This is a genomic window from Brachybacterium subflavum, from assembly GCF_009299795.1.
Taxonomy (GTDB): domain Bacteria; phylum Actinomycetota; class Actinomycetes; order Actinomycetales; family Dermabacteraceae; genus Brachybacterium; species Brachybacterium subflavum.
Map to the genome: position 1 here is coordinate 637,459 of NZ_VIGP01000002.1, position 21,020 is coordinate 658,478.

Here is a 21,020-nt window from a genome sequence, read left to right on the forward strand (position 1 = left end):
GCACAGAAGGAGTCCCATGACCACCCTCCGCTTCCCCGACGGCTTCCTGTGGGGGGCCGCCACCGCCGCCCACCAGATCGAGGGCAACAACGTGAACTCGAACTGGTGGGAGATGGAGCACCGGCCGGACACCCACGTGGTCGAGCCCAGCGGCGACGCCGCCGACGGCTACCACCGCTTCGCCGAGGACATCCGCCGCCTGGCGGAGCTGGGGATGAACTCCTACCGCTTCAGCGTCGAGTGGGCGCGCATCGAACCGGAGCGCGGGTTCGTCTCGCGCGCCGAGCTGGCCCATTACCGGCGGATGATCGACGCCTGCCGCGACAGCGGTGTGGAGCCGATCGTCACGCTGATGCACTTCACGGTGCCGCGCTGGTTCGACCGCGACGGCTTCTGGCGCGCGTCGGACGCCCCCGATCTGTTCGCCCGGTACACCGAGCAGGTGCTGGGGATCCTCGAGGACGTGCGCTACGTGTGCACGATCAACGAGCCCAACATCGCCGCCATGCTCGCGGGCGGCGAGAAAGCGGAGAACCTGGTCGCCCATGGTCTGGCCCACCCCGACCTGCACGTGGCCGATCAGCTGCTGGCCTCCCACCGCCGGTCCCGGGAGGTCCTCTCCGGGCACGGCGACATCCTCTCGGGGTGGACGATCGCCACGCAGGCGTTCCACGCGACCGAGGAGGAGGGCAGCGAACAGGCCCTGCACGAGTACGGCTATCCTCGCGATTTCTGGTACCTCGAGAACGCGGCCGGGGACGACTTCCTGGGCGTGCAGGCGTACACCCGCACGTTCATCGGGCCCGACGGTCCGCTGCCCGTGGCGAAGGACGTCGAGACCACGCTCACCGGCTGGGAGTTCTTCCCGCCGGCGGCGGAGCTGGGGCTGCGCAGCGCCTGGGAGCTCAGCGGCGGGGTCCCCCTGATGGTCACCGAGAACGGCATCGCCACCGGGGACGACACCCGACGGATCGCCTATACGCAGGGGGCTCTCGAGGGGGTGCACCGGGCGATCGCCGACGGCATCGACGTGCGCGGCTACCAGTACTGGTCCCTGCTGGACAACTACGAGTGGGCCAGCGGCTACCGTCCCACCTTCGGCCTGATCGGCTGGGATCCCGAGACCTTCGAGCGCCGAGTCAAGCCCAGCGCCCGCTGGCTCGGCGAGGTCGCCCGCGCCAACGCCCTGACCGCGCAGGGATGAGCGGCCCGATCACCTCGGGGCGAGTGAGCCTGACCCGACGGAGGCCGCCCCGCACCCCGCGCACCACACCGCACACCGCACACCGCAACCGCACATCAGCCCGACACCGCTGAGGAAGGACGCCGAGGTCCCATGACCGAGCGCCGACCGAACATCCTGATGATCCTGACCGACGACCACGCCGCGCATGCCGTGGGCGCCTACGGGTCGGTCGTCAACACCACGCCCCATCTCGACGAGATCGCCCGCGAGGGCTGGGTGATGGAGAACTGCTTCTGCACCAACTCCATCTGCACGCCCAGCCGTGCCTCGATCCTGACCGGGACCCACAGCCACGTCAACGGCGTCACGACCCTGTCCACGCCGATGGACCCCTCGCTGCCCACGTTCGTCTCCCGGCTGCACGAGGAGGGGTACCGCACCGGGATCGTCGGCAAATGGCACCTCGGCGAGGGCCCCGACCACGAGCCGCAGGGGTTCGACCGCTGGGAGATCCTCCATGACCAGGGCGAGTACGTCGACCCGGTGTTCCGATCCCCCGAGGGCGACCGCCGACGCCCGGGCTACGCCACCGACATCATCACCGATCTCGCCCTGGAGTGGATCGACCAGTGGGAGTCGGAGCGCCCGGGCGACCCCTGGTGCCTGCTGGTCCACCACAAGGCTCCCCACCGGCCCTGGCAGCCCGACCGGGCGCACCGGGGCCTGTACGCGGACCCGATCCCCGTCCCGGCGACCTTCCACGACGACTACGCCACCCGCGGCACGGCCGCCCACCGCGCCGCGATGCGGATCGCCGACCACCTCACCCTCGAGGACGTCAAGGAGTATCCGCCGGAGGGGCTGAGCCACGAACAGCTGGGGCTGTGGAAGTACCAGCGCTACATGCAGGACTACCTCGAGTGCGTGGCGTCGGTCGACGACAACGTCGGCCGGCTGCTGGCGGACCTTCGCTCGCGCGGCCTGTTCGAGGACACCCTGTGCGCCTACGCCTCCGACCAGGGATTCTTCCTGGGGGACCACGGATGGTTCGACAAGCGCTTCATGTATGACGAGTCCATCCGGATGCCGCTGCTGATCAGCTGGCCCACCGCCCTCGAGCGCGGACGGCGCAGCACGCGCATGGTCACCAACGTCGACTTCGCCCGGACCTTCCTGGCCGCAGCGGGAGTCGACCCCGATTCGGGCATGCAGGGCAGCAGCTTCCTGGAGGCTCTGCGCGAGGACCTCCCCGACGACCCCGATCCCGCCTTCTACTACCGCTACTGGGAGAACGACGACGGGATCCACGGAGCGCTCGCGCACTACGGGATCCGCACGGCGCGTTACAAGCTGATCCGCTTCTACAACGACGGGCTGGGTCTGCCGGGGACCCGGCCCAGCATCTTCCCGCCCTACTGGGAGCTGTACGACCTCCAGGAGGATCCCGAGGAGCTGTGCAACGTGGCCGACGACCCCGATTACGCCTCGGTGCGCGCCGGGCTGATCGAGCGCCTCGCGGTGGAGCAGCGGGCGGTCGGCGACGAGCCGTACGTCCCCGCCACGGACGCCGACGGCCGGCCCGAGCGCCTGTCCTCGCCGATCGGACCGCAGCGATGAGCGCCGAGCACGACACCGAGCCTGCGACCATCGGCCCGGGCGGGCTCGCCGGCCTGGCCTCCCTCTCGAGCGCCCTCACCCGCTCCATCGGACCGGAGAACCCGGACGGCGCCCCCGGCGGCGGCGGACTCGCGACCGACGGTCCCGGTGCCGGCTTCGCCCGCGAGCTCGGCCCCGGGTGGAAGGTGCGGCCCAACATCGTCGTCGAGCCCGGCGAGCGCGCGGAGCTGGCCGACATCACCGGGTCCGGCACCATCCGCCACCTGTGGCTGACCACCGCGCAGCCCGCGTGGCGCCAGATGCTGCTGCGTCTTCACTGGGACGGGGATCCGCAGCCGGCGGTCGAGGTCCCCCTGGGAGACTTCTTCGCGCAGGGCTGGTCGCAGTACGCACCGCTGAGCTCCGTGCCCGTGACCGTGGCCCCGAACGGCGGGCTGAACTGCTACTGGCCCATGCCCTTCTCCCACGGCGCGCGCGTGAGCATCGAGAACCTCGGCGACCAGCCCCGCAACCTCTACTACGAGATCACCTACGACCAGGAGCCCGCCCAGCGGTGCACGGGGCGGTTCCACGCCCAGTGGCGCCGCAGCAACCCGCTGGCCACGGGAGACGAGCACGTGCTCGTGGCGGGGGTCGAGGGCCGCGGCCACTACGTCGGCACCTCCCTGGCCTGGGGCGTGAACAGCCGCGGCTGGTGGGGCGAAGGGGAGATGAAGTTCTTCCTCGACGGCGATCAAGAGCACCCCACCATCAACGGAACCGGCACCGAGGACTACTTCGGGGGCGCCTGGGACTTCCACGTCCCCTCCGAGGGCTATCAGGCGTTCTCCACTCCCTATCTGGGGCTCCACCAGATCATCCGGCCGGACGGGCTGTACGAGAGCCAGCAGCGCTTCGCCATGTACCGGTGGCACGTGCCGGACCCGATCCGCTTCGCCACCGATCTGCGGGTCCAGGTGCAGGCCCTCGGCTGGCGCGAGGGCGGGCGCTACCTCCAGCGCCACGACGACATCGCCTCGACCGCCCTGTTCTATCTCGACCGCACCTCCGCCGCGCGCCCGGCGCCGCCGACCGCGGACGAGCTCGAGACCCTGTGAGGCCGTGCGCGGCGCCCCGGCCGGGCTCCGGCCCCGAGGCTGCCGACCCCGGGCCTCCCGACCCCGGGACTGCGGACCATCGGACATCCGGAAGGAGAGCTGATCACCCATGCGGGTGCTGTACATCGACGTGGACTCCCTGCGACCCGACCATCTGGGGGCCCACGGCTACGAACGCCCCACCAGCCCGACGATCGACGCGCTGGCCGAGCGCTCCACGGTCATGGAGCAGACCTATTCCTCGAGCTCGCCGTGCGGCCCGTCGCGCGGATGCCTGATGAGCGGCGTGTTCGGCATCCGCCACGGTGTGCTCACCCATTGGGGCCCCGGCAGCCGTTTCCGCTTCCCCGGGCAGGCCCACACCTATTTCCGCGACGCCCCGACCCTGACCAGGCACCTGCGCGAGAACGGCGTGTCCACCGTCAGCTTCTCCTCCTTCATGGACCGTCACCAGATGTTCTGGTTCGGCGCGGGCTGGTCGCAGATGAACACGTTCACACTCAAGCAGGGCGACGAGGACGCGGACGAGGTGAACGCCGCGGTGATCCCGTGGCTGCGGGAGAAGATCCGCACCACGCCCGACCTCTTCCTGCACGTGCAGTACTGGGAGCCCCATCGCAACTACACGATGCCCGAGCGCTGGGCGCGAGAGGTCGAGCACGCCCCGATCCCCTCCTGGCTCACCCCGGAGCGGGTGGCCGCCCACCGCGAGAGCGCCGCCCCCTACAGTCCGCAGGAGCTCTTCCCGGGCCGTCGGCGTGAGGACGCCCCCACGCCGTCGATGCCCCGCCGCATCGACGACCTCGAGGACGCGCACCGGTTCTTCGACGGCTACGACGGCGCCGTGCGCTACCTCGACGACCAGATCGGCATGCTCCTGCACGAGCTCGACCTGCTGGGCGTCCTCGAGGACACGGCGATCATCCTCAGCGCCGATCACGGGGAAGCGCTCGGCGAGCAGTCCGTGTACGGCGACCACACGTCGGCCGCGAACGCGGTCCACCACGTCCCGATGATCGTGCACTGGCCGGGAGCGCCGGCGCATCGACAGCAGGGCCTGACCTACCAGCTCGACATGGACGCCACGATCTGCGATCTACTGGGAGTGCCGGTGCCCGAGGGCTGGGATTCGCGCTCCTTCGCCCCCGCGGTGCGCGGCGAGAGCGGGTGGAGCGGACGCGACCAGCTGGTGTGGGACCACGGACTGTACTGCGCCCAGCGGGTCGTGCGGACCCCGCAGTGGCTCTACCAGCGCACGTACCATCCGGGGGTGTTCGAGCACCGCCCCACGTCCCTGTACGACGCCGAGGACGTCCACCAGATCGACGACGTCGCCGACGCCCACCCGGGCACCGTCGCCGAGCTGGAGGAGGAGCTCGTCGCGTGGCGCCGGGAGCAGCTGGCCCGCACCGACCTGCCCGACCCGCTCGACGAGATCCTCGCCGGCGGTGGGCCCTACCGCTACGTCCAGCTCGAGCAGTGGATGCGACTGCTGGGCGAGCACGGACGGGAGAGCGAGGCACGCCGACTGCGCGCCCACATCGAGGCCACGGCCCGCACCTGCGTGGCGTGAGGGTGCGGGGCCGGGTGCGCTATGCCCGACGTGCCTTCAGCTGCCGGCGCAGACCCTCGACGACCATCGGCACGACGGAGACGAACACCAGCGCCAGGACGGCGACCTCGAGATTCTCGCGGATGAACGCCACGCCGCCCAGCGCGTACCCGAGCATCGTGATCAGCAGGACCCACAGCACGGCGCCGATCGCGGACCACGTGTAGAAGATGCTCCGCTGCATCTGGCCGACGCCGGCGACGACGGTGATGAACGTGCGCACGATCGGCACGAATCGCCCGATCACGAGAGCGCGCCGGCCGTAGCGGTCGAAGAACTCGATGGTGCGGTCGAAGTAGCGTCGCTTGAGGAGGCGTCCGTCGCGCTCATAGAGCTTCTCGCCCACCGCCCGGCCGATCTCGTATCCCACGACGTTGCCGGCGAACGCGGCGACGCACAGGGTCACCAGGGACAGCGCGAGCGGGACGCCGAGACCGCCGCCGTGGGAGAACATGCCGACGGCGAAGAGCAGGGAGTCGCCGGGAAGGATGGGGAAGAACAGTCCGCACTCGATGAAGACGATCGCGTGGGCGACCCACCAGAAGGCGGCGCCGAAGCGCTCCAGCAGCTGCGTGGGATCCATCAGCATGTGCAGCAGGTCCATGGGGCCTCTTCCGTGGTCACGTCTCGTGGTCGTGTCGATGTCGGGGCGCGGTGCGCAGGATGCCGGTGAGTCCGGCGCGGGCGCCGCGCACAGCGCGGGGCGGGTCGCGCGGGGCGGGTCGCGCGCGGCGGGTCGCGCGCGGCGGGACGCACGGACGCCGCCTCCATCTTCCGCCACGGTGTCCGATTCTGCGAGCGCTCGTGGTGCAGGCGTCATGCGAGGACTGTGCAGAAGCTGTGGGGGCGGGCCCCGCGCACTCCTCGGGCGTGCCCCGCACGTGGCCGGACTCGCACGGCCGCGCCCTGATGGACGGGCCGCCGGACGGATAGATTGTTCACGCCCGGCACGCGGTGCTCCCACCTCCCCCCTCTCGCCTCGCGCCGCCGCACCGCACTCGTCCCGCCCAGGAAGGCCCCCATGATCGAGATCCTCAGCCCCTCCGAGATCACCCGCGCCCGCGCGACGGGGGCGCTCGTCGGCCGCATCCTCCAGACCATGCGCGAGCGCGCCCGGGTGGGCACGAACCTGCTGGAGATCGACGAGTGGACGAAGGAGATGATCCTCGAGGCCGGCGCGAAGTCCTGCTACGTCGACTACGCGCCCTCCTTCGGCGACGGCCCCTTCGGCCACTGGATCTGCACCTCGGTCAACGACGCCGTGCTGCACGGCATGCCCCGAGACCAGGTCCTCGCCGACGGCGACCTGCTCACCCTCGACCTCGCCGTGATCCTCGACGGCATCGCGTCCGACGCCGCGATCAGCTTCGTGGTCGGCCAGGAGCGCGACCCCGAGGACACCGCCCTCATCGAGACCACCCGGCGGGCGCTCGCGGCCGGCATCGAGGCCGCCGGCCCGGATGCGCGACTGGGCGACGTCTCGCATGCCATCGGCCAGGTGCTCACGGGCGCCGGGTACCCGATCAACATGGACTTCGGCGGCCACGGCATCGGCACCACGATGCACCAGGACCCGCACGTCGCCAACGACGGCCGCCCCGGCCGCGGGCTGCGCCTGCGCCCCGGCATGCTGCTCGCGCTCGAGCCCTGGATCATGGTCGACACCGATGAGCTGGTCACCGATCCCGAGGACGGCTGGACCCTGCGCAGCGTGACCGGCGCGCGCACCGCCCACACCGAGCACACGATCGCGATCACCGCGGACGGCGCCGAGATCATGACCCTCGCGCCCGGCGCCAGCAGCTGACCTCCGCACGGCGGCGCGCACTACGCTGAAGCGCGTGATGACGACGCCGTCCCCACCGATCTCCGCACCGACCTCTCCGCCGCCCGCCGAGCACGGCCCCTCTCGCGGTCCCGGCCCCGCTCACGGCCTCGAGACCCTCCGCCCGAGGATCCCGCTGCCGGACGTGTGGCAGGCCGCCTGGATCACCGCCTCTCCGGGGGTCGCGGATCCGCACGCGGCCCCGATCTTCCGCCGCGCATGGGACCTGCCCTCTCCCATCGCCCGCGCCACGCTGCACGTCTCCGGGCTCGGCACCGTGCTGGCCTGGGTGAACGGCCACCCGGCGAGCGAGCAGCGTCTCGCGCCGGGGCTCACGAACGCCGCGGTCGCCGCCCGCGCGGTGAGCTGGGACGTGACCGCGCAGGCGGCGGGGTCGACGCGGGTCTGCCTCGCCGCGGAGCTCGGACGAGGCTTCTTCGACCTGCACTCGCCCGAGGTCTGGATGTGGTCGGAGGCGCCCTGGCGCGCTTCCCCGCGTCTGACCGCCGAGCTCCACGTGACCTGCGAGGACGGAAGCGAGCACGTGCTGCCCACCGACGAGACGTGGCGCTGCGGGACCGGTGGGCTGCGCTTCGACAGCCTGTACGAGGGCGAGACCTGGGACGAGGCCCTCGAACCCCACGGCTGGCGGGAGCCCGGCTTCGAGGACTCCGAGGACGACGAGGGCACCGGGGACACCGAGAACTCCGAATGCCCCGGCTCCCACGACACTCACGCCTCCTCGCAGTGGGCTCCCGTCACGGTGCTCGCCCCCGACCCCGCCCCGTCGGCCGCGCTGCCCCGCCCGCGCGCCGCCCGCGAGATCCCGACCGCCGGGCTGCCGCTGCGCGAGGCGATGGCAGAGCCGATCCTCGGGCAGGAGACCCTGCTGCCGACCTGGACGGACCTCGGCGACGGACGCTTCGTCGGCGACCTGGGACGCGTCGTCGCCGGCTGGACGCGTCTCGAGCCGCTCACGGACGAGCGCCTCGAGGTCACCCTCGTGCACGGCGAGCGCCTCGCGGACGACGGCTCCGTGATCGCCGAGAACGCCTTCATCCCCACCGGCCGCTTCCAGCGCGACGAGGTGGCGCTCGAGGGCCGCCCCTTCGAGTCCCACCACACCTACAAGGGGTTCCGGTACGTCGAGGTGCGGGGCGCCGTGCCGGGCCGGGACGCGGAGATCCTGGGCCGCGCCGCCTGGGCCGGCGTGCCGCTCGTCGGCGGCACGGAGAGCTCGGACCCGACCCTCGCGTGGCTCGAGGAGGCCTTCGTCGCGACCGTGCGCGCGAACCTGCACTGGGTGCTCACGGACACCCCCACCTATGAGAAGAACGGCTGGACGGGCGACGCTCAGGTGGCTCTGCCGGCCCTGCTCACCCGCTTCGACCTGCGACGCTTCCTCACCAGCTGGCTCGACGACTTCCTGGACGCGCAGCGTGAGGATGGGTCGCTGCCCGTGATCGTGCCGTCGGCCGGATGGGGCTACGGCGACGGCCAATGCGCGCCCGCGCCCGAGTGGACGACGCTGTACCCGGTGCTCGTGGACGCGCTCGAGGGCGAGTACGGCCTGGACCTGTGGCCGATCCACGGCGAGGCCGTCGAGGACTATCTCGACGTCGAGCTGGGACGGCTCGACGCGGACGGCCTCGCGGTCGGGATCCTGGGCGACTACCTCTCCCCCGGGGCCGACGGCCCGCCGCCCGAGGACGTGCGATTGGAGTCCTCGCTGCTGCTGCACCGGGCGCTGGACGTGATCGCGCGCGCGGGCCGCAGCATCCATCGCGAACGCTATGCGCGCGCCCGCGACGAGCTCGCCGCCCACGTGCTGCGCGTCTTCTTCGACGCCGAGCGCTCGCTGTTCGCCTCGGCGCCTCTGCATGGGAGCCCCCGCCTCGCCGACGGTGACGCGGCTTCTGCCCCGCCGGAATCGCCTGCCCGCTCGGGCCCGGGTGTCCCCACGGACCCGGGTTTCCGTCAGACCCCGCAGATCCTGGCCCTGGCCTCCGGGATCGTCCCCGCCGGGCACGTCGACGCAGTCCGCGCGCATCTGGTCGAGGACATCCGCGCGCGCGGCGACCACCACGACGCCGGCTGCCTGGGCATGGCGCACCTGGGCGGCGTGCTCGTGCAGGCGGGTCGCACGGACCTGGCGCTCGCGGTCGCCCGCAATCCCGCGCCGCCCAGCTGGGAGAGCTGGCGCCTCGCGGGCCACCGCACCCTGCTGGAGATGTGGGTCGAGCCCGTGCGCTCGCGCGCCCACTACTTCATGGGCGCCGGCGTGGACTTCGTGGCCCGCGACCTGGTGGGCCTGCACCGGACCGCTCCGGACTGGGCGACGTTCGAGCTGCGGCCCGTCCTCGTCCCTGGGATCGACCGCCTCGCGGTCGAGCATCGCGGGATCCGGGCGGGCTGGGTGCAGGGGGCCGACGGGGATCTGTGTGGTGACGCGGATGGGGCCTGCGACCTGGGCATCTCCCGTTCGACGGTCCACCTCACGGTGCCCGATGGCTCCCGGGCGCTCGTGCATCTGCCGGACGGCCGCCGCCTCGAGGTCGGGCCGGGCGAGCACCGCTGGGAGCTGTGAGGAGCGGGCCGCGGCGGGCGGAGGTCCGCGAACATCCCGTGCACTTGGCGTAGCAGGAGGTCGGGTGACGTGTCATATACGAGGTGACCCGACCTATGACTACGCGAAGTGCACACACGCACCGGAGACCCCGGAGATCGCGAGGGTGGATGCCTGCGAAGTCCCCCTTCCTCCACCCCTTCCGTCCTCCGCCGTCCGCCTTCCGACCCCAGGGCCTCGTCCAGTCCCAGGACCGACCGACCCCTCACCTGCGGCCGCGCGCCCCGGAGGCCAGGCGGCACACGCCGTAGATCACGAAGGAGATCGTGGTGATGAAGGGGCTGATGGGCACGGAGCTGCCTGCGGCCAGCAGCACGCCGCCCACGGAGGCGGCGAGCGCGAAGGCGACCGACAGCAGCGTCACCCGCACGGGCGAGGCGCTCAGGCGCATGGCGGCCGCCGCCGGGGTGACCAGCAGCGAGAGCACGAGCAGTGCGCCGACGATCTGCACGGAGACCGCGACGGCCGCTCCCAGCAGCACCATGAACACGACCGAGAGCGCGCGCGTGGGCACGCCGCGGGCCTGGGCGGTGACGGGATCGGTGGAGGCGAACAGCAGCGGCCGCCAGATCACCAGCAGCCCTGCGGCGACGAGCGCGCAGATCACGAGCAGCGAGGTGATCTGCGGGGTGTCGATCGCGACGATCTGCCCGGTGAGCAGGCCGAACTTGTTCGAGGCGCGTCCGGAGTAGAGGGACAGGCTGAGGATGCCGAGCCCCAGCCCGAAGGGCATGAGCACCGCGGTCGCGGAGTTGCGGTCGCGCGCCCGGGATCCCAGCACGCCGATCACGAGCGCCGCGAGCATCGAGCCGATGAGCGAGCCGGGCACCACGCCCGCACCGAGCAGCAGCCCCACGGAGGCGCCGGCGAAGGACAGCTCGCTGATGCCGTGGACGGCGAAGGCCATGTCGCGCATCATCACGAACACGCCGATCAGCCCGCCCACGGCCCCGAGGGCGATGCAGGCGATGATCGTGTTGCGCAGCAGCGGCAGCAGCTCCGCGTAGTCGGAGAAGTCGACGACCTGGGAGAGGGTCTGGGAGAGCTGGTCGCTCATCGGGACCCTCCTGCCTGTGCGTGGTCGTCGGCTGCGCGCGGGGCGAGCACGGCGTCGTCGTCATGGTGCTGGTGGTCGGGGACGCCCGCGACGAGGACGCGGCCGTGCAGGCGCAGCACGTCGACCTGGACGCCGTAGAGCTCGCTGAGGACGTCCGAGCGCAGCACCTCGTCGGGTGTGCCGATGCGGAAGCGGGATCCGGCGATGTAGAGGACGCGGTCCACGATGTCCAGGATCGGGTTCACGTCGTGGGTGACGAAGAGGACGCCCAGGTCGAGGCGGGTGCGGGCGTCGTCGACGAGGCGGGCGACCATCCGCTGGTGCGGGAGGTCGAGGGAGAGCAGCGGTTCGTCGCACAGCAGCAGGTCGGGGTCGGCCGCGAGGGCCTGCGCGATCCGCAGCCGCTGCTGCTCGCCGCCGGAGAGGCGGGAGACGGGGGCGTCGGCGTAGCGGCTCGCGCCGACCGCGGCGAGCAGCTCGTCGACCCTCTCGCGGGCCGCACGGCGCGGCAGGGACAGGCCCCAGCGGTCGCCGTCGAGCCCCAGGCGCACCAGGTCACGGCCGCGCAGGGGGAGCCCGTCGTCGGCCAGGCGCTGCTGCGGCACGAGCCCGATGCGCCGGCTCCCGCGCCCCACCTCGCGGCCGAGCAGGCGGATGCTGCCCGCGCTCAGCGGTTCGAGGCCGAGGATCGCGCGCAGCAGAGTGGACTTGCCCGAGCCGTTCGCGCCCAGCACGGCGATGACCTCGCCGCGGCGGACGTCGAGGTCGACGTCCTGCCACAGCACGCGGTCCCCGAAGCGCTTGGTCGCCCCGCGCAGGGTGAGCAGGGGCGGTGCGGCGGGGTCGTTGCCGTCCGTCACTTGCCCAGCGCGTCCTCGAGCGCGTCGAGGTTGGAGCTCATCCAGGCGACGTAGTCCTTGCCGTCGGGCAGGGTCTCGGTGACGCCGACGACGGGCACGTCCGCGTCCTCGGCGGCCTTCTTCACCTGCTCGGTCTGCGGTCCCGCGGTCTGCTCGTTGTAGGCGAGCAGGTCGACCTCGTGGTCGGCGAACAGGTCGAGGGTCTCCTTGAGCACGGACGCGGAGACGTCGTCGCCCTCCTCGACGGCCTCGCTGAACTCCTCCGGGGTGCGGTTGGTGAGGCCGACGGCCTCGAGCATGTACAGCGGGACGGGCTCGGTGATGGCGACGCCCTTGCCCTTCGCGCTCGCGGAGAGGTCCTTCTCGCGGCCCTCGAGGTCCTCGATCGCGCTCGCGAGCTGCTTGCCGTTGGCCTCGAAGTCGGCCTTGCCCTCGGGGTGGGCGCTGCTGAGGGCGCTGATGAGCTCGTCGACGACCTTGCGGACGGTCGGGAAGTCGTACCAGACGTGCTCGTTGAGCTCCTCGCCCTTCTGGGCCGTGTAGCCGGAGATGGTGACCGCGTCGAGCACGGTGGCCGACGAGTTCCCGGCGGAGGAGAGCATGCGCGCGACGAAGTCGTCGTAGCCGCCGCCGTTCTCGAGCACGATCTGGGCCTTCTTCAGGGCGAGCTGGTTGCGGGTCGAGGCCTCGTACTCGTGGGGGTCGGCCTCCGGGTCGGTGATCAGGGAGGTCACCTCGACGAGGCCCCCGCCGACCTGGGAGGCGATGTCTCCCCAGACGTTCGTGGAGGCGACGAGCGCGACGGCGGCGCCGCTGCCGCCGCCGTCGGACCCCGATCCCGAGTCGGAGCCGGTTCCGGAGCCCGAGCCGGAGCCGGAGGCGTTCCCGCTGGAGCAGGCGGCGAGGGTGGTCGCGGCGAGGGCCGACGGCAGGGCGAGGAGCAGGGAGCGACGCTTCATGGGGTGTCCTTCTCAGGGGCGAGGGCGGTGCACGCAGCACCGACTGACACGCTTACGATAATCGTTCGCATTAAAGGGTGACGGCGCGGACCGCCGAATGTGGCGCACAGAACGCGTCGGGCCGCCCGGAAGGCCCGCCGTCAGTCCCCGGGGACGTCCCTCTCGAGCTCGGCGAGCCAGGCGCGGCCGCTCACGTCCGAGGGCATCCGCCAGTCCCCGCGCGGGGACAGCGAGCCGCCGGCCAGGACCTTCGGGCCGTTGGGCACCGCGGAGCGCTTGAACTGGTTGGAGAAGAAGCGGCGGACGAACACCGTCAGCCAGTGCTTGATCTCCGCGCGCGTGAAGGCGCGGCGGTCCTCCTCGGGATAGCCGACCGGCCACTCGCCCGCCTCGATGTCGCCCCAGGCCTGGTGTGCGAGGTAGGCGATCTTCCCGGGCCCGTAGCCGCGGCGCAGCATGTGGTAGAGCGTGAAGTCGTGCAGGGCGTAGGGGCCGATGGAGTCCTCGGTGGACTGCGCCTTCTGCCCCTCCGCGTGCGGGATCAGCTCGGGGGTGATCTCGGTGTCGAGCACCGCCTGCAGGACCTCCCCGGTGTGCTCGTCGAAGATGCCCTCGCGGATCACCCAGCGGATGAGGTGCTGCATGAGGGTCTTGGGGACCCCCGAGTTCACCGTGTAGTGGCTCATCTGGTCGCCCACCCCGTAGGTGCACCAGCCCAGGGCGAGCTCCGAGAGGTCGCCGGTGCCCACCACGATCCCGCCGTGGTGGTTGGCCAGGCGGAACAGGTAGTCGTACCGCATGCCGGCCTGGACGTTCTCGAAGGTCACGTCGTAGACGGGCTCGCCGTCGCCCGCGGGATGACCCATGTCCTTGAGCATCTGGGTGCAGGCAGGGCGGATGTCGATGGTCTCGAAGCTCGCGCCGAGGGCCTCGGCCAGCAGCTCGGCGTTGGAGCGGGTGCGCTCGGTGGTCGCGAAGCCCGGCATGGTGTACGCGAGGATCTCGGAGCGGTCGCGGCCCAGCAGGTCCATCGCCCGCGCGCACACGATGAGCGCGTGCGTGGAGTCCAGGCCGCCGGAGACGCCGATGACCGGCTTGGTGCCGCCCGCCTTGTCGCCGCCGATGGCCCGCAGGCGCTGGACGAGCCCCGCGACCTGGATGCTGTAGGCCTCATAGCAGTCCTGCGCGAGGCGCGAGGGATCGTCGGGCACGAAGGGGAAGCGGTGCAGGGGCCGACGGACGGGGCCGGTGGCGTCGGCCCCCGCCCCCGCCGTCCTCTCGATCCCGAGCCGCTCGCGGTGGGTGGTGAACAGGTCGCTCGTGCCGAGCGCCCGACGGTTGTCGTCGAAGGTGCCCTGGCGGCGGCGCTCACCCACGATCCGGTCGAGGTCGACGTCCACGATCGTCGCGGCAGTGCCCTGCGGGAAGCGCTCGGACTCGCCCAGCAGGTCGCCGCACTCGTAGGCGAAGGTCTGCCCGTCCCAGGCGAGATCGGTCGTGGACTCGCCCTCGCCGGCGGCCGCGTAGACGTAGGCGGCCTGGCAGCGGGCCGACGCGCTGCGGGCCAGCAGCTTGCGGTCCTCGGCGCGGCCCACGGTGATCGGAGAGCCCGAGAGGTTCACGAGCAGCGTGGCGCCGGCGAGCGCGGCCTCTGCCGACGGCGGCACGGGCACCCACATGTCCTCGCAGATCTCCACGTGCAGCACGAGGCCGGGGAGGTCCACGACGTCCACGAGCTGGCGCACGCCGAAGGGAACGTCGGCCCCCGCCTCGCCCGCCCTGCGCAGCGTGATCCGCTCGCCGACCACGTCGTCGCCGGCCGCGTACCAGCGGCGCTCATAGAACTCGCGGTACGTGGGCAGGTTCGCCTTGGGCACGGCGCCGAGGATCCGGCCGCGATGGATCATCACAGCCGTGTTGAAGACGCGCGAGCGCCAGCGCAGCGGCGCCCCGACCACGATCAGCGGCAGCAGCTCGCGGCTGGCCTCGACGAGGGTGCCGATGGCCTCCTCGACCGCGTCCAGCAGCGGGTCCTGCAGCACCAGGTCGTCGAGCGAGTAGCCGGTGAGGCTCAGCTCGGGGAAGACCGCGACGGCGACCTTCTGCTCGTCGAGGTCCGCGAGGGCCTCGAGGTGGCGCTGGGCATTGGTCGCGGGGTCCGCGAGTGCGACCGGCAGCGTCACCGCGGCCACCCGGGCGAAGCCGTGGCCGTAGATCGAGGTCGACGGGGCGGCCGACGGGCCGGTCGGGCTGGTCGAGGCGGCCGACGGGCCGGTCGGGCTGGTCGGGGTGGCCGACGGGCCGCCGGAAACGGCATCCGACGACATGGCCGGCGCGGCGTCGGAAGGGGTGGTGGCGCTGGTCTGCGAGGTCACGCGCCCAGCGTACCCAGGCCCCGTGCCGGGTGCCGCTGCCACCGACCGGCCGGACTGCACGGCCGAGCGGCTCACGCGCGTCCGACCGTCGGCCACCTCGGTCCATCCCTGCACCCACGGATCACGGCGGAGGGAGCTCGGCTCACGGCTCACGGGATGCCTGTCCTGGCCCAGCGCCGGACCGCCGGCCCGCCGCTGCCGCAGGACGCGTCCGCCGGGCCTCCTTCACGCTTCCTCCCCAGCTCCTCCCCTGCTCGTGCCCCCCGTATTCGCAGGATCCCCGTGACGGCGGTCTCCCCACCTGCTTGGATCGAAGGCGTGAGCACCTCCTTGCCCTCGTTCGAGCCGCCGACCGGCGACTCCCCGCCGTCGACCGACGGCTCCGTGCGTCAGCCGCCGGCCCCCGGCACCATCCCGTCGGGCCCCGACGGCGCCGTCCCGTCGGTCCACGACCGCCCCCTTACCTCGGATCCCCAGCACCCCACCGCCCCGTCGTCGCGACAGCAGCCGAGCGATGCCTCGGCCGTCCCGCCGGCGATCATCGCCGCGGGCGTCTCGCGATCCTTCGGCGCAGTGCACGCGGTGCGCGGGCTGAGCTTCTCGGCGCAGGCGGGGTCGGTGACGGCGCTGGTCGGGCCGAACGGGTGCGGGAAGTCGACGCTCATGCTCATGCTCGCGGCGCTGCTCGCGCCCGACGCCGGCCACATCCGCATCGGCGGCGTCGACCCGGCGCAGAACCCGACCGCCGTGAAGGCGATGGTGGGCTGGATGCCCGACCAGTTCGGCGCGTGGGACTCGCTGCGCGTGCGGGAGGTCCTCGAGGTCATCGCCTCCTCGTACTTCCTGCCGCGCGAGGTCGCGCGCGAGCGCATCGAGCGCCTGCTGGACGAGCTCGACCTGCGGTCCCTGGCCGAGCAGCGCGCCCATGTGCTCTCCCGCGGGCAGAAGCAGCGCCTGGGGCTGGCCCGCGCGCTGATCCACGAGCCGCGCGTGCTGATCCTCGACGAGCCCGCCTCGGGACTCGACCCGGCCGCCCGGCGCCGCCTGCGCGACGTGCTGCGCTCGCGTGCGGAGGCCGGGGCATGCGTGCTGATCTCCAGCCACATCCTCTCCGAGCTCGAGGAGATGGCCGACGCCGTGGTGCTCATGGACCGCGGCGAGGTCGTGGACTCCGCGAGCCTGCGCGACCTCGCCCACCGCCCCCGCACCTGGCGCATCGAGGCCCTCTCGGCCGCCGCGCTCGACGCGGCGCTGAGAGCCCTGAACGTCCACCGCATCGAGGTGCGCGAGGGTGAGCGCACCACGAGCGGCCACGCCGAGGCGCTCATGGCCCTGCCCGATGAGGCGACCGCCGCGCGGCTGCTGCGGGACCTGGTCGCCCAGGACGCGCAGGTCGTCGGCTTCTCCCCCACCACCGGTCGCCTCGAGGCCGCCTATCTGCGCACCGACGCCGCACGTCGGGAGGGATCCCTGTGAGCACCACCGCCCCGCCTCCCGCGCCCGAGCCCTCCCACCAGGGACCGGATCAGACCGTCGACCAGCCGCCGTCGGCCCCTGCCCCCGGCCCCGCCGCGCGCCCGCGCCGCTCCGCCTGGGCCGCGACCCCGCGCGGCGTCGCGCTGATGGCCGGGCTCGAGCTGCGCCAGAAGGTCCGCTCCGTGCGCTGGTACATCGCGCTCGCGGTGTGGTTCGTGGTGCTCACCGGCACGAGCGCACTGGTGCTGGGCGCGTTCTGGCTGAACACGCAGGCCTTCGGGGACATGGCCGGGGTCTCCCGGGTCGTCTACTCGCTGATCGTGCTGTTCCTCGTGTTCGCGATGATGCTCGTGCTGCCCGCGCTGAGCGCGGGCGCGATCAACGGCGAGCGCAGCACCGGGACGCTCGCGATCCTGCAGGTCTCGCTGCTCACGCCCATGGAGATCGCGCTGGGCAAGCTCGCGGCCGGCTGGGTCACGGGCCTCGCCTTCATCGCCGCCGCGCTGCCCGCCCTGCTGCCCACGGCGCTGATCGGCCAGATCTCCCCGCTGTACGTGCTGCGCGTGCTCGTGATGATCGCGGCGATCGCCCTGTGCATCACGGCCGTCGGCATCGGGCTGTCCGCGCTCGCCTCGAGGCAGCTGGGCTCCGTGGTCCTCGCCTATCTGGTGGTGCTGGGAACCACCTTCGTGCTGCCGATCATCTGGGGCGCGAGCTCGGTGCTGCTCGTCCAGCATCGCGAGGTCACCGTCTACGAGCAGTCCTACGACGCGGAGAACGACCAGGTCGGCCAGTGCGTCCCCCGCCAGCAGCAGCGCGACGTGGTGCGCACGGACATCCCGCTCGTGCTCATGTGGCCGAACCCGATGGTGCTCGTGGCGGACATGGCGCCGTCGCTCGATCTCGACGCCTCGGGGGAGGATCCCGCGTCGTTCGACCTGCTGAGCACGATCTCGCTGGGCATCCGCTACGCCGCCGATCCCACGCATGCCTCGAACTTCAACGAGTGCTACGACGAGGACGCGCCCGGATACCCGACGGATCTGGGCAGACCGCAGGACCGTCCCGTCTGGCCGATGGGCCTGGGCGTGTGGGTGCTCGCGGGCGCCGGCGGACTCGCCTTCACGGTGCGGCGCCTGGCCACGCCGCAGCGCCGCATGGGCCGCGGCGAGCGCATCGCCTGATCTCGGGTCAGGCGGTCGGGCGGCCAGGTGGCCGGGTGGCCAGGTGGTCGGGCGGGCCGACGGGGCCGACGGGCCCGACCTCCCTGTCCGGGCCCGGTGTGCGCTCAGCGCTCGCGCAGCTCGGTGGTCGACCCCGGGATGGCATGTCCGGGCCCCCGCCCGCCCCCGCTGGTCGGGCCACCGTCCTCGGCGCCGAAGTCCGGAAGGCCGACGGGTTCGTCGCCCACTCCAGGTGCGCCCGTCGCGCCCGATCCCGTCGACCCCGCGCCGCCGGTGCCCGCAGCACCACCGGACCCGCCGGACCCGCCGTATCCCGCTTCCCCGTCCGCATCGGGGCCGACGGGCTCGAGCCCGTGCTCGCCGACCTCGGCGCGACGGCGGCGACGGATCTCGGCGAGCACCACGGGGTCCTCGGCGCGGTCGGCGCGCGTGCCGAACAGCGGTGCGACCATCGCCCACGGGGTGCGACGGCGCATGAACGCCCCTGCCCGCCCGTAGACCACATAGCGCAGGTGGCGGCGCATGGCCCAGGTGCCCGCGACGCCGACGAACGGGGCCAGCACGAGCACGTCGAGCACGAGCCACACCCATCCCACGGCGGTGAGCGCGCCTGCGAGGGCCAGCGCCATGCCCAGCACGACCACCGCGAGCAGCACCACCACTGCTTGTGCGAGGCCCGTGCGGGTGGCGACGGCGCCCTCCCACGGGTTCACGGCCACCCGGTCCGACCAGGTCGGATGGGTGCGCAGGTCGGTGACGCGCCCGCGCAGGGAACGGCTGGTGCGGATCGCCGCGAGCGGGGCGAGGCCCAGTCCCAGCGCGGTGAGCGCGCCCAGGGGCACGGAGATCACGAGCAGCTGCCAGGGCAGCTGCGCGGGGGCCTGCTGCTGCCAGCTGCCGACCGAGCTCATGCGGGAGAAGAGCACGACCACGTCGGTGATCGCGAAGACGATCCACGCGAGTCCCAGCCCGGCGGGGACCACCCACAGGCACCAGCCGCGCGCCGTCACGCGCAGGGCGCGCAGCACCGGCGCCGGGCCGAACTCCTCGCGGTGCGGCGGGAGGTGGCGGCGATCCTGTGCGCGCAGGCGGCCGGCGGCCTCGGGGCGCTCCTCGCGCGGCCCGATCATGGCCGTGCGCTCGAGCTCGCCGGGTGAGGGCACGCCCAGCAGACGGGGCGCGGAGAGCACCCGTCGCAGGATGGCCTGGACGATCATGCACAGGCCGATCCCCAGGGCCAGCGAGCTGAGGGCGCCCGCGCTGAGCCCGTCCCACTGCAGGGGCGCCTGCACCATCACGGCGAGGACCAGCAGGGTGATCACCGCGTAGGCGGGGGCGATCAGCGGCAGGGCGGCGCGCAGGGAGACCGCCCGCTGGAAGGCCCTCTCGTCCAGCAGCTCGCGGGGCCGGATCCTGCCCGCCCATGCCGCGGAGACCGGGAGCAGCAGCAGGGAGAGCGCGCTCGCCAGCAGGGGCAGGCCGAGGAAGGCGACCAGGAGCCCGCTGCCGCTGAAGCCCATCATCACGGTGGTCTGGCGCAGCGCGGAGGAGTCAGCGATCGCGGCGAGCAGCGAGAGCAGCCAGAAGGTGGGCGAGGTGCCCAGCACGTAGAGCGCGACCAGGCACAGCCACAGGGGCCAGAGCACGAGGGCCGCCGCCCAGCTGCGCCGGACCAGGCGCCGCAGCAGGTCGCGCCGGGAGTCCAGGAGGTACTCCTCCGGCAGCACGGATGCGGGGTCGGTGGGCGGCACGCGGCGGGGCTCGGGCAGGCGCAGCAGGGGCGGGCGACCGCCGGCCGTGGAGGACCAGGAGGCGCTCGGGACGTCAGGGGAGACGGGCGCGGGCCCCGACGCTGGATGCGATGCAGGCGGGGAGTACGAGGGGTGCGGAGGCTGCGAGGGCGGCTGGGTCATCGCTGCGCCCTCACACGCTCTGGCGCCCCAGGAAGGCGCGCCCCAGGGTGAGCTCGTCGGCGTAGTCGAGGTCGCCGCCGACGGGCAGCCCGGAGGCGAGGCGGGTGACGGTGATGTCCATGGAGCCGAGCAGGCGCGAGAGGTAGGCGCTGGTGGCCTCGCCCTCCACGTTCGGGTCGAGGGCGAGGATGACCTCCTCGGTCTCCCCGCTGCCCAGGCGCTTCATGAGCTCGGCGATGCGCAGGTCGTTGGGGCCGACGCCGCCGATCGGGTCGATCGCGCCGCCGAGCACGTGGTAGCGGCCCTTGAACTCGCGGATCCGCTCGATGGCGACGATGTCCTTGGACTCCTCGACCACGCAGATCACGGCGTCGCTGCGGCGCGGGTCGGTGCAGATCCGGCAGCGCTCCTCGGCCGAGACGTTCCCGCAGATCTCGCAGAAGCGCACGGTCTCCTTGACGCGGATGAGCACGTCGGCGAGCGCGCGCACGGACTGCTCGTCGGCGTCCAGGAGATGGAACGCGATGCGCTGCGCGGATTTGGGACCGATCCCGGGCAGCTTGCCGAGCTGGTCGATCAGGTCCTGGACGATGCCTTCGTACACCCTGCCACTCTAGGCGAGGGGGCTGACGTCCCAGGGCATGCGCGCCCGGCGTTCGCGAGGGGCCGATCACGCGGCTACGGTGGGCGCAGGATCGACGAAGGAGCCGCGATGTCCCTGCCCGCCCCGTACGACGCCGATGCCCCGGTGACCGAGCTGCGCATCGCGGAAGCCCCCGCCGTGCGCACCGTGGTGGTCCGCCGCGAGGACTTCCCCGTGTTCAAGCTGCCTCAGCTGATGGACGGCGTGTTCTCGCATCTCGCGGGCGCTCTCGCGAAGAGCAGGATCCGTCCGACGGGCGCGGCGTTCGCCCTGCACCACCGGTTCCCCGTGGACACGGCCGATCTCGAGGTCGGCTTCCCCGTCGACGGCGTGCTGGAGAGCCCCCTGGAGCTGCCGAGCGGCTTCACCGCGGAGGCCTCGAGCCTGCCTGCGGGGCGCGTCGCGATGCTCAGCCATCTGGGCGGCTACGGCGCGCTGGGCGATGCGTGGGGCGCGTTCATGGAGGCGGTCGGCGAGGCGGGCGAGCAGTCGCGCTTCCCGATCTGGGAGCTCTACGTGTCCAACCCCGCGGAGACGAAGGACCCGTCCACGCTGCGCACGGATCTGTTCTCGCTGCTCGAGGAGTAGCG

16 protein-coding genes are annotated in these 21,020 nt (G+C 72.6%); 9 read left to right on the forward strand and 7 right to left on the reverse strand.

Going from position 1 to position 21,020, the window contains the following annotated elements; genetic code table 11:
- Positions 1-16: 16 nt before the first annotated feature.
- The 4 genes from FHG10_RS06645 to FHG10_RS06660 all read left to right on the forward strand — a co-directional run bounded on the left by FHG10_RS06645 (position 17) and on the right by FHG10_RS06660 (position 5,473).
- Complete coding sequence (locus tag FHG10_RS06645) at positions 17-1,204, forward strand: glycoside hydrolase family 1 protein (protein ID WP_152352513.1); 1,188 nt, start codon at positions 17-19, stop codon at positions 1,202-1,204.
- Positions 1,205-1,336: 132 nt separating this feature from the next.
- Entirely contained in the window at positions 1,337-2,803 is a 1,467-nt protein-coding gene (locus FHG10_RS06650) for a sulfatase family protein (RefSeq protein WP_152352514.1), read from the forward strand.
- A complete protein-coding gene (locus FHG10_RS06655; RefSeq protein ID WP_193636216.1) occupies positions 2,800-3,900 on the forward strand; it encodes a glycoside hydrolase family 172 protein in 1,101 nt (366 codons plus the stop codon). The genes FHG10_RS06650 and FHG10_RS06655 overlap by 4 nt, the downstream gene beginning before the upstream one ends.
- 109 nt (positions 3,901-4,009) lie before the next feature.
- A complete protein-coding gene (locus FHG10_RS06660) occupies positions 4,010-5,473 on the forward strand; it encodes a sulfatase family protein (RefSeq protein WP_152352515.1) in 1,464 nt (487 codons plus the stop codon).
- 19 nt (positions 5,474-5,492) lie between these two features.
- Here FHG10_RS06660 and FHG10_RS06665 read toward each other — a convergent pair whose 3' ends face one another.
- On the reverse strand, positions 5,493-6,116 hold the full coding sequence (locus FHG10_RS06665; protein ID WP_152352516.1) for a DedA family protein: 624 nt from the start codon (positions 6,114-6,116) through the stop codon (positions 5,493-5,495).
- Between the two features lie 417 nt (positions 6,117-6,533).
- Between FHG10_RS06665 and map the strand changes: the two genes are divergently transcribed.
- Both map and FHG10_RS06675 read left to right on the forward strand, forming a co-directional pair.
- The gene (map, locus tag FHG10_RS06670; RefSeq protein ID WP_152352517.1) at positions 6,534-7,319 is read left to right on the forward strand and encodes a type I methionyl aminopeptidase; all 786 of its coding nucleotides are present in this window, start codon (positions 6,534-6,536) and stop codon (positions 7,317-7,319) included.
- Between the two features lie 37 nt (positions 7,320-7,356).
- On the forward strand, positions 7,357-9,924 hold the full coding sequence (locus FHG10_RS06675; protein WP_227488097.1) for a family 78 glycoside hydrolase catalytic domain: 2,568 nt from the start codon (positions 7,357-7,359) through the stop codon (positions 9,922-9,924).
- Between the two features lie 244 nt (positions 9,925-10,168).
- Here the strand turns inward: FHG10_RS06675 and FHG10_RS06680 are convergent, their stop codons facing one another.
- The 4 genes from FHG10_RS06680 to FHG10_RS06695 form a co-directional block, all read right to left on the reverse strand.
- Entirely contained in the window at positions 10,169-11,020 is an 852-nt protein-coding gene (locus tag FHG10_RS06680) for a metal ABC transporter permease (RefSeq protein ID WP_152352519.1), read from the reverse strand.
- The gene (locus tag FHG10_RS06685) at positions 11,017-11,880 is read right to left on the reverse strand and encodes a metal ABC transporter ATP-binding protein (protein WP_152352520.1); all 864 of its coding nucleotides are present in this window, start codon (positions 11,878-11,880) and stop codon (positions 11,017-11,019) included. The genes FHG10_RS06680 and FHG10_RS06685 overlap by 4 nt, the downstream gene beginning before the upstream one ends.
- Positions 11,877-12,839 carry a metal ABC transporter solute-binding protein, Zn/Mn family gene (locus tag FHG10_RS06690; RefSeq protein WP_152352521.1) on the reverse strand — a complete coding sequence of 321 codons (963 nt, stop codon included), beginning with the start codon at positions 12,837-12,839 and terminating at the stop codon, positions 11,877-11,879. Before FHG10_RS06690 ends, FHG10_RS06685 begins: the two co-directional genes overlap by 4 nt.
- Positions 12,840-12,979: 140 nt before the next feature.
- Positions 12,980-15,214: an NAD(+) synthase gene (locus tag FHG10_RS06695; RefSeq protein ID WP_227488081.1), complete on the reverse strand. Its 2,235-nt coding sequence runs from the start codon at positions 15,212-15,214 to the stop codon at positions 12,980-12,982.
- 318 nt (positions 15,215-15,532) lie between these two features.
- On the opposite strand from FHG10_RS06695, the gene FHG10_RS06700 reads away from it, so the two are divergent.
- Together FHG10_RS06700 and FHG10_RS06705 are read left to right on the forward strand one after the other, a co-directional pair.
- Positions 15,533-16,690, forward strand: a complete 1,158-nt coding sequence (locus tag FHG10_RS06700) for an ABC transporter ATP-binding protein (RefSeq protein WP_227488082.1) — start codon at positions 15,533-15,535, stop codon at positions 16,688-16,690.
- A complete protein-coding gene (locus FHG10_RS06705) occupies positions 16,687-17,874 on the forward strand; it encodes an ABC transporter permease (RefSeq protein WP_227488083.1) in 1,188 nt (395 codons plus the stop codon). Before FHG10_RS06700 ends, FHG10_RS06705 begins: the two co-directional genes overlap by 4 nt.
- A 104-nt stretch (positions 17,875-17,978) precedes the next feature.
- On the opposite strand, the gene FHG10_RS17915 is transcribed toward FHG10_RS06705, so the two are convergent.
- Positions 17,979-19,787: a hypothetical protein gene (locus FHG10_RS17915; RefSeq protein ID WP_193636217.1), complete on the reverse strand. Its 1,809-nt coding sequence runs from the start codon at positions 19,785-19,787 to the stop codon at positions 17,979-17,981.
- 10 nt (positions 19,788-19,797) lie between these two features.
- Positions 19,798-20,391, reverse strand: coding sequence for a recombination mediator RecR (gene recR, locus FHG10_RS06715; protein ID WP_152352523.1), 594 nt, complete (start codon positions 20,389-20,391; stop codon positions 19,798-19,800).
- 108 nt (positions 20,392-20,499) lie between these two features.
- Here recR and FHG10_RS06720 point away from each other — a divergent pair, with 108 nt between their 5' ends.
- Positions 20,500-21,018: a GyrI-like domain-containing protein gene (locus FHG10_RS06720; RefSeq protein ID WP_152352524.1), complete on the forward strand. Its 519-nt coding sequence runs from the start codon at positions 20,500-20,502 to the stop codon at positions 21,016-21,018.
- Positions 21,019-21,020 lie beyond the last annotated feature (2 nt).